The following is a 15518-nucleotide window of genomic DNA, read 5'->3' on the forward strand; positions in this document are numbered from 1 at the left end:
GGCAAGAGGGGCAACGGCCCATCCCTGTCCTTACGGCGCTCACACAATCTGCTTGACGCCGGGCGCGGTTGTTCCTAGGCGATCAGGGCGCAGAGGGCTGGATGGCCGCGGGAGGCCGCAAGGCATCACGAGGAAAGTCCGGACTCTACAAAACGACGGTGCCGGGTAACGCCCGGGCAGAGTGATCTGACGGAGAGCGCCACAGAAAACAGACCGCCCGCACGTGCCTGCCTGTCAGGCGATCCCGTGTGGGTAAGGGTGAAACGGTGGGGTAAGAGCCCACCGCGCCACTGGCAACAGGGGCGGCATGGCAAGCCCCACCGGGAGCAATGCCAAATAGGACCCCCGCGCGGGCCGGTCGGCGTCAGCCGATACCGCCGCTAGGCATGTTTTGGCCAAGAGGGGTCGGGTTGGCAGCTGGAGGTGCGCAGCAATGCGCATCCTAGATGAATGGTCGTCGAAGGGGCCTTGGCCCCGGAACAAAATCCGGCTTATAGGCCCTCTGCGCAAAATATCCCGGCGAACCCTCTTGACTCGCAGGGTGGTGCAGGTAAAAGCGCACGCTCATATAGGAATTTACCGAGAGGCCCCTGCCTTTTCGGACGCAGGAGAATACCATGGCGAAGCCGACCACAATCAAGATCCGCCTGAACTCGACCGCGGGCACGGGCCACTTCTACGTGACCAAGAAAAACGCACGCACCATGACCGAGAAAATGGTTGTGCGTAAGTACGACCCGGTCGTGCGCAAGCACGTTGAATACAAAGAAGGCAAAATTAAATAAGCCTCTTGATGTCGCGCAGCCGCTGGCCGCGATATCGCCCCGATATTCGGGACAGTAGATAAGAAGGGTCGCACATCTGTGCGGCCCTTTTTTCTTGGCGCAGAAGATCTTGCGCGACGCACCATAAATTTTATGAAAATCCGGTAAATGAAATCCCGGCCTGTGGGGGGCTTTGGCCTGAAAATGCCACATTTCCCCGCGACAAGTGATCCCGGGATGTGGGTGAGAGAGTGGCGCCGAGGTGCCTCGCCGGAAGTGCAAGGTCTCAGGCGGTCACAGCACCACAGGTCGGCTCGGGGGAGCGACCAGAGCAGGAGGCAGCGGTGGGGCTGCCTCCTGTTTTTTTTATGGGGCGCAGCGCGCGTCGTTGGTGGCTTTCAGAGCGGCCGGAGATACCTGTGTCAGCCGCGCCACTCGGCCATGATCATGACCGGCTCCATTCCCATACGCGCCATCAATGCGGCGGAGGCGCTGTTGAACGGCGCATATGTGGTGGCAACGACCTGGATGCCTTGGAGCGCCACAGCGCGTTTCAGATCCGCGATCAGCGCCGATCCCACGCCCATGCGCCGCCAGCTTTCTGATACGGCGATGTGATGCAGCATCGCGCGGGTTTCAGCCCGGCGCACAGGCAGGGCAGGGCGGTGTTCAATCCCATAGATCATATAGCCCATCACGCTGCCCTGCGGGCTGACCGCAGCGCGGGCGGTCACGCTGCTATCGCTCAGCCATTCTTCCAGCCAGCGGGTCAATGCGGCGGCGTCTGGATCTGCCGGGTAGCGATCTGGCTGATGGGCCACGTGCAATGCATGCAGGTCCTGCAGCAGGGGGATCAAACGGTGGGCGTCTGCGGGGGTAATATCGATCAGGTCCATGGGGGTCTCAAATACAGCGGTGAAGAGAGGCCTGCAGGGCGGCGGCAGGTCGGCTGGGCAGCAAAGAAAAAGGGCGGATCGTGATGATCCGCCCCGGTCGTGCTTAGGTCTGGAAGATGTCGCGTTATTCGCGGTTTCCAAGCAGCTGGAGCAGCATCATGAACATATTGATGAAGTCCAGATAGAGGCTCAGCGCGCCCATGATGGCGGATTTGGCGAGCCATTCCTGGTCGCCCATATGGGCGTGCTGGAGATACTCATTCTTGATCCGCTGGGTGTCATAGGCGGTGAGACCGGCAAAGATCAGCACGCCAATCACCGAGATTGCGAAAGCCATCGCCGAGGAGGCAAGGAAGATGTTCACAACCGACGCCACGATGAGACCGATCAGACCCATGATCAGGAAGGCGCCCATGCCGGAAAGGTCCTTCTTGGTGGTGTAACCCACCAGCGACAGACCCGCAAAGGCGATAGAGGTGATCAGGAACACCTGCACGATGCTCTCGCCGGTGAACACCAGGAAGATCGAGCTGATGGACACACCCATCACGGTGGCGAAAACATAGAACAGCAGCTGGACGCCAGCGGCCGACATGCGATTTGCCGCCGCGCCGATGCCAAAGACAAAGGCCAGCGGTGCAAACATGACAACCCATTTCAGCGGCGAGGCATAAAGTGCATAGCCGATGCTGGTCAGATATTTGTCAGCGCTCAGCTGGGCAGCGGCGTTGGCCGGGTCCGTGGTGACCGCCAGGCCGGAAATGGCCCAGGCCGCCAGAAAAGTGATGAATGTGCCTACGGCCATGGTGCCGTAGACCTTGTTCATGTGGGCGCGCAGGCCCGCATCGATCTCCGCAGAGCGTGCGCCTGCTGTGGATCGGATGGTGTCAAACTGTGCCATGTATCATGGTCTCCGTCTCTAAACTCCCTCGCGCAGGTTCCCTGCTGCGTGCAGAGACCTGGCGTTCCTCGCAAATATCGGGTGAAGCGGGGCGCGGTTCAAGCCTGTAGATCGAAGTTTCGACGCAATTATCGACAAAAAGCGGCGGAAGGTGGGGCGCAGGGTGGGGTGGCCATCCTGAACTCGACATAAACCGGGCAGGCGCCCATCCGGGGTACATAGAAATATCAGTACGTCGCGGGATGAGGGTGGCTCTTCAGAGTGGGCTCCTTCAGCGCACGCAACCGAATATAGGGGCTGCGTAACGCCTTGAACTGTCGGAACGCAGAGGCTTCACCTGGCGATTGGAGCGTATTCAGTCTGCTCTGAGAAATCTGCCGATATCATCGTCGGTGCGTGCAATCTTTCGTGCGTATCGGCATAGTTTCTGAGGATCGTCTGTGCTCACGCCGCTCATGGTCAACGTTATATGCCCCAACCGCGTCAGATTTTCTCTGTTTCCGTAATAGAGGATACGCAGCAATCGCTGCTCGCGTAAACTATCACGCGCTACACCGATAGAGACGGCGTCTTGGCCTGAATAGGTCGTCACGCCTTTGCAGGTCTGGGCAATCAGGGATGACGCCATGTACTGGCCCCAGAATGCATCATACTTGTTTTGGGCTGTTGAGGCTGTCGTAGACGCGAAGAAGAGAAAAAAGGCGAGAGAGAAACGTCCAAAATACATGCGAAATCCACTGGCTGTATAACTTCCAAAAAGAGAATACCCAAGAATAGCATCCCCATCGCTTTGGCATCAATGAGATCTGTGGTGTGGCGCAGTTTCGCGATCACAGATCCGGGTAGAGGGAAACAGCCCGATTTTTACTCGAAGGGGTACCGACGTGGTGCGCCACCTTTGAGCAGCTGCATAGGTGAGCGCGCTTCGCGCAGGTAATACGACGCAAAAAAGGCCCGCAGTGCGGACCTTTTTTCGTCTTACACCCTCTGCGACGCGTTGGTGTTAGCGGGTCCAGTTGTTCGGGGCGTCCCAGATCGGACGGCGGGCTTCTGCCTCGGCGTCGCGTTGGCTGATGCCCATGTCCTCAAGCGCGGAGGGATCCAGCTGCGCCAGCATCCGGCGTTCGCGCCAGACGGCGAGGGCATGGGCCACGGTTGCCAGGATGGAACGGCGGGGGGCGCAGGAGGTGGAGCGCAGGCTGTTGTCCATATAGGTCATAATTTGCGTCCTTTTCTGGATCTATGATGGTGTGGTGTGTTGTTATCAATTCTGTTGATGTATATGGCGCAGTGTGATTGATATGAAAAACGAATGTTTATGATTTCAACTATCAAGGATTGTGATGATGCGGAATCTCGATATCACCACGCTGCGCTCCTTTGTGGCGGTTGCGGATAATGGCGGGGTGACCCGTGCCGCCGGTTTTCTGCATCTGACCCAGTCTGCGGTGTCCATGCAGTTGAAACGGCTTGAGGAGCTGTTGGGCCTGCAACTGCTGGATCGCTCTGGCCGGACGATTGCGCTGACGGCCTCGGGGGAGCAGCTGCTGGCCTATGCGCGGCGGATGGTGGCACTGAATGACGAGGTGATCGGGCGGCTCACCGATCAGGCCTATGAAGGCGAGATTGTCCTTGGGGTGCCGCATGACATTGTCTACCCGGCGATCCCGCAGGTGCTGCAGCGTTTCAATGCGTCGTTCCCGCGGGTAAAGGTGCAGCTGATCTCCAGTTTTACCCGCTCGCTGAAGGAGCAGTTCTCGCGCGGCGAGTGCGATCTGATCCTGACCACTGAAACCACCACCTCGGAAAATGGCGAAACACTGGCCGAACGTCCGCTCTGCTGGATCGGGGCTCCCAACGGGTCTGCTTGGCGGCAGCGTCCGCTGAAACTGGCCTTTGGTCGGTACTGCACCTTCAGGCCCAAGGTGGTGGGCGCGCTGGATGCGGCGGGTATTTCCTGGGAGATGGTGGTGGAAACCGACAGTGACCGCACGATTGAGGCAACCGTCAGCGCCGATCTTGCGATTCATACGATGATTGAGGGGACCGAACCGCCGCATCTGGTGCAGATCGACCATGGCGGCAACCTGCCGGAGTTGCCGGTCCAACTGATCAATCTTTACGGGGCGGAGACCTCGGGCTCCCCCATGGTGAGCGAGCTGGCGTTTCTTGTGCGTAAGGCGTTTCAGAACATCAGCGCCCCGCTGGCTGCCGCGCAGGCGCATTGGACCGCCGCCTGAGGTCTCACCTCAGACCAAGACCCGCGCCGCCCTTACTTGCGGTGCGGGTTCTCATTGCATGACATGACCTGGTGGCACGTGGGAGGGCTAAGCAGGACAGGGCTGCAGCCAGGCTGTCGTTAGTCCTGATCTGGTCGGATCATGATCACCACCTTGCCCGTTGCCTGCCTGCTGCGCAGCAGCTCCAGCCCGTCAGCGACCTGATCCAGCGGCAGCCTGTGGCTGATATGCGGGCGCAATGAACCGTCGCGGTACCACTGAAGCAAGCGTTTGATCGCCCCTTGGATCACCGCCGGATGGCTCTTGAGGTAGCCGCCGAAGTAAAATCCGATCACGCTGAGGTTTTTGACCAGCAGATGGTTCGCAGGGATCTGCGGCACCTCACCGCCGGCAAAGCCGATGGGCAGCAACCGCCCGCCGGGGTTGGTGGCGCGAAAGGCGGCGGTCCAGACTTCGCCGCCGATGGCCTCATAAACCACATCCGCGCCGCCCAGATCCTTGACCGATTGGCGCAGATCATCGCTGGCATCGATCAGATGGTCCGCACCAGCAGCCTTGGCCACCGCCAGTTTCTCGGCACCGCGGGCATGGGCAATCACCCGCGCGCCCAGCCGCTTGCCGATCTCAACCGCCGTGAGGCCAGCGCCCCCCGCAGCGCCAGTGACCAGCAGCGTCTCCCCCGGCTGGAGTCGTGCGCAGTGATCAAGGGCCACAAGCCCGGTGCCATAGGTGATCTGAAACGCCGCCGCATCGGCAAAGGACATCTCATCCGGGATGCGCGTGACCCGATCGGCTGGGAAAACTCCGGCCTCGGCCAGGCCGCCCTGACCGGAAAAGACTGCAACCCGGTCGCCAACGGCCAGCTCATCCACATCTGCGCCAACCGCCTCGATCACGCTCGGCCAGTTCCAACCCCGGCACAAACGGCAGGTCCGGGGTGTCCTGATATTTCCCACGCAGCAGAAGAAGATCCGCAAAATTCAACCCACAGGCGTATATTGCAACTGCAACCTCTCCGCTTTTCGGTGATCTAACGTCAACCTCTGCGATAGTCGGTGAGATGTCGAAGCTGCTAACACTGTAGGCGCGCATATCATTTTTCCATATCTGGCATGGGGTAAGGTGATTCTGAGTGGCAAAATCATGCCAGATTCGTCTTCAGTACACCTCACTATTTATGGGGAGGTGCGGAACATGTGTAAAACATGCAAAAAAGTGAAATAAAATTGGTGCATGAAATCATGCGTTTGACGCACAGGCGCTGATTGTGGCGAGAGTGGCCGCTTGAATTCAACCGTTAAGGTCGTACACTCAACCTCAATGGGAGCGCCTTGTTCGTTTGCACAGGGACTTGCGGGTTTTTTGGCAACATTGGTCTTGCACGGTATTTGCCGGGTGGGCGGGGGTTAAGAAAGACGGCTAGGGTGGCACCCAGTTTGTAAATCTTAGGAGAAACGCATGGCTCATCCAGTGGACGTGCACGTGGGGAAACGCATCCGGCATCGCCGGTGGCTCATCGGCATGACGCAACAACAGCTCGCAGAGCTGGTTGGTATCAAATTTCAACAAATCCAAAAATACGAAACCGGTGCAAACCGGGTCAGCGCCTCTCGGCTCTGGGATATTTCCGACGCGCTCAGCGTGCCGGTCAGCTTCTTCTTCGAAGGGCTGCAGGACGATGATGCGCCAGCATCAGACAAGGCACAGGTGCCTGACGATCTGATGGGCGATAAGGAAGCACTGGATCTGGTGCGTTCCTACTACGCGATTCCTGAGAACCAGCGCCGACGTCTGTTCGAACTGGCGCGCGTGCTCAGCGACGCGGCCTGATTTTCCGGTCCCAAGTGGGGGCTTGGGGCTTGAAAAATGCGCGGTTGAATGTCACGCCTTCGGGTATGACTTCAGCCGCGTTTTCAGATCTGGAGGTTGCCCATCGGATGGCCGATGCTGCACGCCAGGCGATCCTGCCCTATTTCCGTTCTGCCGGACTGCAATCCGACAATAAGCTGGACGAGGGTTTTGATCCTGTCACCATTGCTGATCGCGCTGCCGAACAGGCGATGCGGTCCGTACTTGCCGAATTGCGCCCCGAGGACAGCATCCTGGGCGAGGAATACGGCGAGACCACCGGCCAGTCCGGGCGCATCTGGGTCCTTGATCCGATTGACGGCACCCGCGGCTTTATCAGCGGCACCCCGACCTGGGGCGTTCTGATCGCACTTGGGGACAACCGCGGCCCCTTTCTTGGCATCATCGACCAGCCCTATATTGGCGAACGTTTTGTCGGTACACCCGATGGCGCCAGCCTGACCGGTCCCTTGGGAGAGCAGGGGCTCTCTGCCCGCGCGACAGCCAACCTGTCAGAGGCAACGCTGTTCACCACATTCCCAGAAGTCGGCAGCGACGACGAACGGGCGGCCTTTCAACGCGTCGCCAGCCAGGTGCAGCTGACCCGTTACGGTATGGATTGCTACGCCTATGCGCTGCTGGCGGCGGGGCAATGTGATCTGGTGATCGAAGCGGGTCTGAACGCCTATGACATTCAGGCGCCGATTGCGGTCATTCAGGCGGCAGGCGGCGTGGTGACCAACTGGCAGGGCGCGCCTGCGCATGAGGGGGGCAGGTGCTTGCAGCAGCCACGCCCGAGTTACATGCCGCAGCGCTTGCACTGATCCAGCAAACCGCTTGAACTGCCTGCATACAATCCGCTAAACCACTCCAACGCGCCGAGTCCTTTGCCCGTATTCTGTCGGCGCGTCTTCACACTTCACCGAAATGGGCGGCCTGATGGAGTGTGACCTGTGCCTGAAATTCTGATTCAAAATGTTGATATCGCGCTGACAATGGATGATCAGCGCCGCCAGCTGTCGGCTGTGGATCTGCGCCTGCGTGACGGAATTATTGCTGAGATTGGCAGTGATCTCAGCACCACAGGTGAGCGGATCAGCGGCCGCGGCTGCGTCGTGACGCCCGGTCTCGTGAACACCCACCACCATCTCTACCAGAACCTCACCCGCGCGGTGCCGGGCGCGCAGGATGCGTTGCTGTTTGGCTGGCTGAAACGGCTCTATCCGATCTGGTCCGCCTTCACGCCGGATGATATCCATGTCTCCGCCCAGCTGGGCTTGGCGGAGCTGGCCTTCTCGGGCTGCACGCTCACCTCTGATCACCTCTACCTCTATCCCAACGGCAGCAGGCTTGAGGATACGATTGAGGCGGCTGGCGATATCGGCCTGCGCTTCCAGCCGACCCGTGGCGCCATGAGCATCGGCGAAAGCGCGGGGGGCCTGCCGCCAGACAGCTTGGTTGAGGATGAACGCGCCATTCTCGACGATATGATCCGGGTGGTGGACCGGTTCCATGATGCCTCTGAAGGCTCCATGTGCCGGGTCGCATTGGCGCCCTGTTCGCCGTTTTCTGTCAGCCGGGAGCTGATGCGGGACAGCGCCCTTCTGGCGCGGGACAAGGGCGTGATGTTGCACACTCATCTGGCCGAAAATGACGAAGATATCGCCTATTCCCTTGCGCAGTTCGGCTGCCGACCCGGCCAATACGCCGAGGATCTGGGTTGGACCGGCCCTGACGTCTGGCACGCCCATTGTGTGAAACTGGACGCCGAGGAGATTGATCTCTTCGCCCGGACCCGTACCGGCGTGGCCCATTGCCCCTGTTCCAATTGTCGGCTCGGCAGCGGTATCGCGCCGCTGCGCGCCATGCGCGATGCGCGGGTACCCGTTGGGCTGGGGGTGGATGGATCTGCCAGCAATGATATGGCCAGCCTGATCAGTGAGGCGCGTCAGGCGATGCTGCTGCAGCGGGTCGCGCAGGGCGCCGATGCCATGAGCGCCTATGAGGCGTTGGAAATCGCCACGCGCGGCGGGGCAGAGGTGCTGGGACGGCCCGATGTGGGGCAGCTTGCGGTCGGCAAACGCGCCGATATCGCCATCTGGGATGTCACCGGTGTGGCCTCCAGCGGCAGCTGGGATCCGGCGGCCCTGTTGCTGGCAGGGCCTGCACAGGTGAAACATCTCTTCGTTGAGGGGCGTCAGATCATCCGCGACGGCACCTTGGCGACCATGGATCTGCCAGGGCTCCTGGAACGGCACCAAAAAGCCACCACACGTCTGATGCAGTTGGCTTGATGCGACTGGTCTGACGCAGCTGGCCAAACCGGGCAGCAGCGCTTCGCCCAGCTTCTGGCGCCAAATTTCCCGCCGGAGGCAGAGGCGCGTCAGCGCCTCCCTCGCTTTGTCCTCATGTCGCGACGTGCTTCAGTCGCGTGCGCCGTTGATCCAGACCTCTGCAACCGCCCGGTCATCGCCCATCATGACGGTGGCAAAAACCGCCTCCCAGAGATCTTTCGCCCCGGCGCTGCGCTGCGCAATGGCAGGGGTTGAGGCCAGATTCAGCACCACCAGATCCGCCTCCATGCCGGGGGCGATATTGCCGATCTGGTCTCCCATATGCAGCGCGCGGGCCGAGCCTTGCGTCGCAAGCCATAGCAATTGCGCGGCGTGCAGCGGCGTGCCGCGCAGCTGACCAACCTCATAGGCCGCCGCCATGGTGCGCAGCATTGAAAAACTGGAGCCACCGCCAGTGTCCGTGGCCAGGCCGATCCGTTGCCCCTCCGCCATCAGCCCGGCCATATCAAACAGACCGGAGCCGATGAAGGTGTTGGAGGTCGGGCAATGCACAAGCGCCGCGCCAACCTCGCGTAGGCGCGCACGCTCGCGGTCTTCCAGATGGATGGCATGACCATAAAGGCCGCGCGCGCCCAACAGGCCAAATTGCTCATAGGTATCCAGATAATCGCGGGCCTTGGGAAAGAGCGACTTCACCCAGGCAATCTCATCCGTTTGCTCGCTCAGATGGGTCTGCATCAGGCAGTCCGGATGATCGGCCCAAAGCGCGCCCATGGCCTCCAGCTGTTCGGGTGTCGAGGTGGGAGAGAACCGTGGCGTGATCGCATAAGACAGCCGGTCAACCCCATGCCAGCGCGCAATCAGCGCCGCACTGTCGTCATGGGCCGATTGCGCGGTGTCGCGCAGCCCGTCCGGGGCGTTGCGATCCATGCAGGTCTTGCCCGCGACGACCCGTTGGCTCCGCGCCTGAGCGGCGGCGAAAAACGCATCCACGCTTTCGGGATGGATGGTGCAATAGCTGCACATGGTGGTGGTGCCATTGGCGCGGGTCAGATCCAGATAACGCCCGGCGATCTCATCAGCATAAGACCGATCACCAAACTGCATCTCCTCGGGGAAGGTATAGCTGTTCAGCCAGTCAATCAGCCGTTTGCCCCAGCTGGCAATAATCGCGGTCTGGGGGAAATGCACATGAGCATCGACAAACCCCGCAAGGATCAGCCGGTCGCCGTGGTCCACCAGTTCTGCCGCCGGATGGGCCTTGCGCAGGCCCTCCCATGCGCCCAGCTCCAGCACCTTGCCACCACCGATGGCGACCGCCTCATGCAGCTTTGCCGCCGCCTCCGGGCTGTCGCCACCAAAGGGGGTGTCTGTAAACGAAAGAACCTGTCCTCGTAAGATATAGTCTGCCTGCATAAGACGCGGTCCTTTCTTGCCAAACTGCGGTCCACAGGATACGCGCAGCATCATCGGCGGTAAATTACGTCATTGTCATTGTTTTTCGGTAACTGCTTCTTTTATTCCAGAAGCAACCGCGAAAAAGGGGCCTCAGATGATTGCAGACGACCACCAAGAGCCAGTCGATCCCGCGTCCGAGGATGCCTATGAGCTGGATCGCAAACGGGTCGGCCAGATTCTTGAGGCAGTGGAGGCCGCGGATCAGGCGCAGCTGACCGCGCTGATGGAGCCGCTGCACGCGGCGGATATCGCTGACCTGCTGGAACAGATCAGCGCCTTTGACCGGGGCCAGCTGATCCGGCTGTACGACCGCGAATTCGACGGTGAGATCCTGTCGGAACTGGATGAGAGCATCCGCGAAGAGGTGATCTCGCAGCTTGCGCCACAGGTTTTGGCTGAGGCGGTGCGTGATCTTGAAAGCGATGACGTTGTTGACCTGCTGGAGGATCTGGAAGAGCCGCAGCAGGAGGCCATTCTCAACACACTGGAAGATGCGGACCGGGTCGCGGTCGAACAATCGCTGAGCTATCCTGAGAACTCCGCTCAGCCGTCTGATGCAGCGCGAGGTGGTGATGGCACCGGACCACTGGACGGTCGGGCAGGCAATTGATTTCATGCGGGAATCCGATCATCTCCCGGATCAATTCTACCATGTCGTTCTGGTCGATCCGCGGCTACACCCCGTCGGCAATGTCACGCTTGGCCGCATCATGTCCTCCAAACGGGAGGTGCCGCTGGGTGACATCGTCGAGGAGACGTTTCAGATCATCCCTGCCGATCAGGACGAGGAAGATGTGGCCTATGCCTTCAACCAGTACCACCTGATCTCGGCCCCCGTGGTCGATGATGAGGGACGGCTGGTGGGCGTCATCACCATGGATGATGCCATGGTGGTGCTGGACGAAGAGCACGAAGAAGACATCCTGCGCCTCGCGGGGGTCGGCGAGGGCAGCCTTGCTGACCGGGTGATGGCCACGACGAAGCAGCGCTTTCCCTGGCTGGCGGTGAACCTTGCCACCGCAATTCTGGCCTCGCTGGTGATTGCCCAGTTTGAGGCGACGATTGCCGAATTTGTGGCGCTGGCGGTGCTAATGCCAATCGTGGCCTCCATGGGTGGCAATGCCGGCACGCAATCGCTAACGGTGGCAGTGCGCGCGCTGGCGACCCGCGACCTCACCGGATCCAACGTCTGGCGGGTGATCCGGCGGGAGGTTCTGGTGGGGCTGGTCAACGGCCTTGCCTTTGCCCTGATCATGGGCGTGGTGGGGATCTTGTGGTTCGGCTCACCCGTGCTGGGCGTGGTGATTGCCGTCGCTATGGTGATCAATCTGGTCGTCGCGGGGCTGGCGGGAACCGTGGTGCCGATTATTCTGGAAAAAATCGGCGTCGATCCGGCGCTGGCCTCTGGTGCCTTTGTGACAACGGTCACGGATATTGTCGGATTTTTTGCTTTTCTTGGGCTGGCCGGGGCGATGTTGCTCTGACCTGCGCCGTTTTTGCTGCCTGCCGGTGCGGGCGGTGTCTTTCGTTCTGACAGGATCGCACTCATGGATGACCTCACCCGGATCAAGGCCGACGCCCGCAAAGCTGCCTTCCAGCGCCGCAAGGCCGCATATGAGATGAACAAGCCGGGGGTCGCGGGCCATCTGTCCGAGGTGCTGGCCGGATATCGCGGTGTGCCGCTTTCAGGTTATATGCCGATCCGCACGGAGATTGACCCGCTCCCTGCCATGGCTGAGGCGGCGGCCCATGGTCCGGTTGGTGTGCCAGTGATCCAGGCCAAGGAGACACCGCTGAAATTCAGTCGCTGGCAGCCGGAAGGCGCGCTGCGCGACGGCCCCTTTGGCGCCAGAGTGCCCGAGGTGGATGATTATTTTGAACCCGAGATCCTGATTGTGCCGCTGGTCGCCTTTGATGCGCGGGGCGGGCGGCTTGGATATGGGGGCGGCTTTTACGACCGCACCTTGGAATTGCTGCGCGGTAAACGCGCGACATTGGCCATTGGGTTTGCTTTTGACGCTCAAGAGGCGGACGACCTACCACTGGAACCAACGGATCAGCCGCTGGATATGCTGATCACCGAAAGCCGGGTGTTGCAGTTCAGCCGATAGCGCTGCGGCTGATCGCTCAGATTTTTGAAAAAATCTGGGCAACACTTTTCAAAAAGTTTTGGTCCATCAACGCGGGCCTTGTCCTGAGCCCTGCAACGGCGTACCACGCCTGGATGCGACTATTATTTCTTGGCGATGTCATGGGCCGTGCGGGACGCAAGGCCATTTCCGAACACCTCCCGCAGATGCGCAAGGACTGGCGACTGGATTTTGTCGTGGTCAATGGCGAGAATGCGTCCAATGGCATGGGGCTGAATGGCGAACATGCCAAGGCGCTGCTGGATGCGGGGGCCGATTGTCTGACCCTTGGCGACCATGCCTTTGATCAAAAGGACATGTTGCAGGCCATCGAGAAAGAGCCGCGCATTATCCGGCCGCTGAATTTTGCCAAAAACGCACCGGGGCGCGGCTACCGGCTGTTCAACGCCCCCGGCGGGCGCAAGGTGCTGGTGGTGCAGGCGCTGGGGCAGGTGTTCATGAAACGCGCCTATGATGATCCCTTTGGTGCGGTTGAGGCGGTGCTGAAATCGCATCCACGTGGCGGTCTGGCGCAGGCGGTGATCGTCGACATGCACTGCGAAGCCACGTCTGAGAAAATGGCCATGGGGCATTTCTGTAACGGCCGCGCCTCGCTGGTGGTGGGCACCCATACCCATGTGCCAACGGCCGATGCCCAGATCCTGTCTGGCGGGACCGGGTATCTGACAGATGCTTCGGCATGTGCGGCGATTATAACTCCGTGATCGGGATGGAGAAATCCGAACCGATGCGCCGTTTCCTGACCGGCATGCCCAAAAACCGCTTCACCCCCGCCGAAGGGCCAGCAACGCTCTCCGGTGTTTTTGTGGACACCGATGATCGCACCGGTGCGGCGAAATCGATCCGCATGATCCGGGTGGGTGGCTTGCTGGAAGAGGCCGCGCCCTGACGCTGGCTTTGTCTCGGGCGGCTCGCAACGTGCCTAGCTCCGCAAAAATACACGCAGGGCAGGGGGATACTTGCCTGTCTATATGCGGAAAATCCAAACCCTGTTCGCAAACAGCCGGTAAATCAGGACCATGCCAACCGGTTGCACCGCGAAACACTTGCCTCGGGTGGCGGGATCAGGTTCACTCGCTTGGGCCGTGCGCTGTCTGATGCGGTTCCAGCCGGTCTTGCAGGTCACCGATGACTGATCTTTCAACCTCATGGATGTCGTTACCCTTGATGCAGTTTCTACCCCTTGGCGAGACCGGCGGCGCGGTTCTGACACTGCTGATCGTGGCGGCGATGTTTGCAGCCTTCCTGCGAGAAACCTTCCCGACTGAGGTGGTGGCGCTGGCAGGTGTCTCAACAATGCTGGCAACAGGCGTGCTGCCCTATCAGGCGGCGCTGCCGGTGTTGTCAAATCCGGCGCCCTGGACCATTGCGGCCATGTTCATCATCATGGGGGCCCTGGTGCGCACCGGGGCACTGGATGCCTTTACCGCGCAGGCGCGCAAGCAGGCGGAGGTCAGCCCGAAGCTGGCCATCGCGCTCTTGATGGTCTTTGTCGTTGCCGCCTCTGCCGTTGTGTCGAACACGCCGGTAGTTGTGGTGATGATCCCTGTGTTCATCCAGATTGCCCGCACGATGAAGGTTTCGGCCTCTAAGATGCTGATCCCGCTGAGTTATGCAGCCATCTTGGGTGGCACGCTGACGCTGATCGGCACCTCTACGAACCTGCTGGTGGACGGGGTTGCACGGGCGCAGGGGCTGGCGCCTTTCACTATTTTCGAGGTCACGCCGCTGGGCATCATTCTGGTGATCTGGGGCATGATCTACCTGCGCTTCGTCGCACCGCGCCTGTTGCCGGACCGCAGCAGCATGGCCAGCTTGCTCAGCGACCGCTCGCGGATGAAATTCTTCACCGAGGCGGTGATCCCTCCGGACAGCAATCTGATCGGGCGCGAGGTCACCGGCGTGCAATTGTTCAAACGCCCCGGCGTGCGGCTGATCGACGTCATTCGCGGCGATATCTCGCTGCGCAACGCGCTGAAAGGCGTGGAGCTGCAGGTCGGTGACCGGGTGGTCCTGCGCACCCAGATGACCGAACTCCTCAGTCTGCAACGCAACAAGGAGCTGAAGCGCGTCGATCAGGTCTCCACCGTTGAAACCGAAACCGTTGAGGTGCTGATCACCCCCGGCTGCCGCATGGTCGGCCGCTCGCTTGGCGCGATGCGTCTGCGCCGCCGCTATGGCGTCTACACGTTGGCGGTGCATCGTCGGAACCAGAACATCGGCGTCCAGCTGGAGGATCTGGTGGTGCGGGTGGGCGATACCCTGCTTCTGGAGGGCAACACCGAAGATATTCAGCGCCTTGCGGCAGATATGGATATGGCGGCGGTGTCGCAGCCCTCTGTGCGCGCCTACCGGCGCCGCCACGCGCCCATTGCCATTGTCGCGTTGATCGGCATCGTGCTTCTGGCGGCTCTGGGTGTGGCCCCGATCTTGATGCTGTCGGTCCTGGCTGTCTCACTGGTGCTGATCACCCGCTGCATTGATGCCGACGAGGCGTTTTCTTTTGTCGACGGTCGCCTGCTCACGCTGATCTTTGCCATGCTGGCCATCGGTGCCGCACTTGAAAGCTCCGGCGCTGTGCGGCTCATTGTGGACGCCATTGCGCCGTCACTCTCTGTTCTGCCGCCGTTTCTTCTGGTCTGGGCGGTCTATCTGCTGACCTCGATCCTGACAGAGCTGGTCTCCAACAATGCGGTGGCCGTGGTGGTGACCCCGATCGCAGTGGGGCTGGCGCAGGCCATGGGCATTGATCCACGCCCCCTTGTGGTGGCGGTGATGGTGGCGGCCTCAGCCTCCTTTGCGACACCGATTGGCTATCAGACCAACATGCTGGTCTACGGTCCGGGCGGATATAAATTCACCGACTTTCTGCGGGTGGGCATTCCGCTGAACTTTAGCGTTGGCCTCTTGGCATCCATCCTGATCCCGGTCTTCTGGCCACTTTAACAGCGGCCAGTAAGGTTCTGT

At 60.6% G+C, this 15518-nt stretch carries 11 protein-coding genes, 1 other RNA gene and 4 pseudogenes; 10 read left to right on the forward strand and 6 right to left on the reverse strand.

Annotated features, from left to right (window positions below; all coding sequences use genetic code 11):
* Positions 1-89 precede the first annotated feature (89 nt).
* Together rnpB and rpmG are read left to right on the forward strand one after the other, a co-directional pair.
* An RNA gene (gene rnpB, locus L0Z65_RS02995) (RNase P RNA component class A) lies at positions 90-510 on the forward strand.
* A 107-nt stretch (positions 511-617) separates the two neighbouring features.
* Positions 618-785, forward strand: a complete 168-nt coding sequence (rpmG, locus tag L0Z65_RS03000; RefSeq protein ID WP_007814563.1) for a 50S ribosomal protein L33 — start codon at positions 618-620, stop codon at positions 783-785.
* Between the two features lie 401 nt (positions 786-1186).
* On the opposite strand, the gene L0Z65_RS03005 is transcribed toward rpmG, so the two are convergent.
* The 4 genes from L0Z65_RS03005 to L0Z65_RS03020 form a co-directional block, all read right to left on the reverse strand.
* Complete coding sequence (locus L0Z65_RS03005; RefSeq protein WP_102896679.1) at positions 1187-1660, reverse strand: GNAT family N-acetyltransferase; 474 nt, start codon at positions 1658-1660, stop codon at positions 1187-1189.
* A 124-nt stretch (positions 1661-1784) separates the two neighbouring features.
* Entirely contained in the window at positions 1785-2561 is a 777-nt protein-coding gene (locus tag L0Z65_RS03010) for a Bax inhibitor-1/YccA family protein (RefSeq protein ID WP_040170397.1), read from the reverse strand.
* Positions 2562-2916: 355 nt separating this feature from the next.
* Positions 2917-3288 (reverse strand): hypothetical protein, encoded by a 372-nt coding sequence (locus tag L0Z65_RS03015; RefSeq protein WP_102896680.1) that lies wholly within the window; start codon positions 3286-3288, stop codon positions 2917-2919.
* 276 nt (positions 3289-3564) lie between these two features.
* Positions 3565-3780, reverse strand: coding sequence for a DUF1127 domain-containing protein (locus L0Z65_RS03020; RefSeq protein ID WP_096869080.1), 216 nt, complete (start codon positions 3778-3780; stop codon positions 3565-3567).
* 127 nt (positions 3781-3907) lie between these two features.
* Between L0Z65_RS03020 and L0Z65_RS03025 the strand changes: the two genes are divergently transcribed.
* Positions 3908-4801, forward strand: a complete 894-nt coding sequence (locus L0Z65_RS03025) for a LysR family transcriptional regulator (RefSeq protein ID WP_096873163.1) — start codon at positions 3908-3910, stop codon at positions 4799-4801.
* A 119-nt stretch (positions 4802-4920) separates the two neighbouring features.
* Here L0Z65_RS03025 and L0Z65_RS03030 read toward each other — a convergent pair.
* Positions 4921-5893 (reverse strand): annotated as a pseudogene (locus L0Z65_RS03030) (NADPH:quinone oxidoreductase family protein).
* Positions 5894-6259: 366 nt separating this feature from the next.
* Between L0Z65_RS03030 and L0Z65_RS03035 the strand changes: the two are divergent.
* The 3 genes and pseudogenes from L0Z65_RS03035 (at position 6260) to L0Z65_RS03045 (ending at position 8943) form a co-directional block, all read left to right on the forward strand.
* Positions 6260-6631, forward strand: coding sequence for a helix-turn-helix domain-containing protein (locus tag L0Z65_RS03035; protein ID WP_014875187.1), 372 nt, complete (start codon positions 6260-6262; stop codon positions 6629-6631).
* 107 nt (positions 6632-6738) lie between these two features.
* Positions 6739-7490: pseudogene (hisN, locus tag L0Z65_RS03040) on the forward strand (histidinol-phosphatase).
* 112 nt (positions 7491-7602) lie between these two features.
* Positions 7603-8943 (forward strand): 8-oxoguanine deaminase, encoded by a 1341-nt coding sequence (locus L0Z65_RS03045; RefSeq protein WP_405110652.1) that lies wholly within the window; start codon positions 7603-7605, stop codon positions 8941-8943.
* A gap of 129 nt (positions 8944-9072) precedes the next feature.
* Here L0Z65_RS03045 and guaD read toward each other — a convergent pair whose 3' ends face one another.
* The gene (guaD, locus tag L0Z65_RS03050) at positions 9073-10359 is read right to left on the reverse strand and encodes a guanine deaminase (RefSeq protein ID WP_405110655.1); all 1287 of its coding nucleotides are present in this window, start codon (positions 10357-10359) and stop codon (positions 9073-9075) included.
* 136 nt (positions 10360-10495) lie between these two features.
* Between guaD and mgtE the strand changes: the two are divergent.
* The 4 genes and pseudogenes from mgtE (at position 10496) to L0Z65_RS03070 (ending at position 15497) form a co-directional block, all read left to right on the forward strand.
* A pseudogene (gene mgtE, locus L0Z65_RS03055) lies at positions 10496-11885 on the forward strand (magnesium transporter).
* 63 nt (positions 11886-11948) lie between these two features.
* The gene (locus L0Z65_RS03060) at positions 11949-12512 is read left to right on the forward strand and encodes a 5-formyltetrahydrofolate cyclo-ligase (RefSeq protein WP_096871741.1); all 564 of its coding nucleotides are present in this window, start codon (positions 11949-11951) and stop codon (positions 12510-12512) included.
* A 113-nt stretch (positions 12513-12625) separates the two neighbouring features.
* Positions 12626-13440 (forward strand): annotated as a pseudogene (locus L0Z65_RS03065) (TIGR00282 family metallophosphoesterase).
* Positions 13441-13718: 278 nt separating this feature from the next.
* On the forward strand, positions 13719-15497 hold the full coding sequence (locus L0Z65_RS03070; protein WP_167385677.1) for an SLC13 family permease: 1779 nt from the start codon (positions 13719-13721) through the stop codon (positions 15495-15497).
* Positions 15498-15518 lie beyond the last annotated feature (21 nt).

The organism is Phaeobacter sp. BS52 (assembly GCF_045040595.1).
GTDB lineage: Bacteria > Pseudomonadota > Alphaproteobacteria > Rhodobacterales > Rhodobacteraceae > Phaeobacter > Phaeobacter piscinae.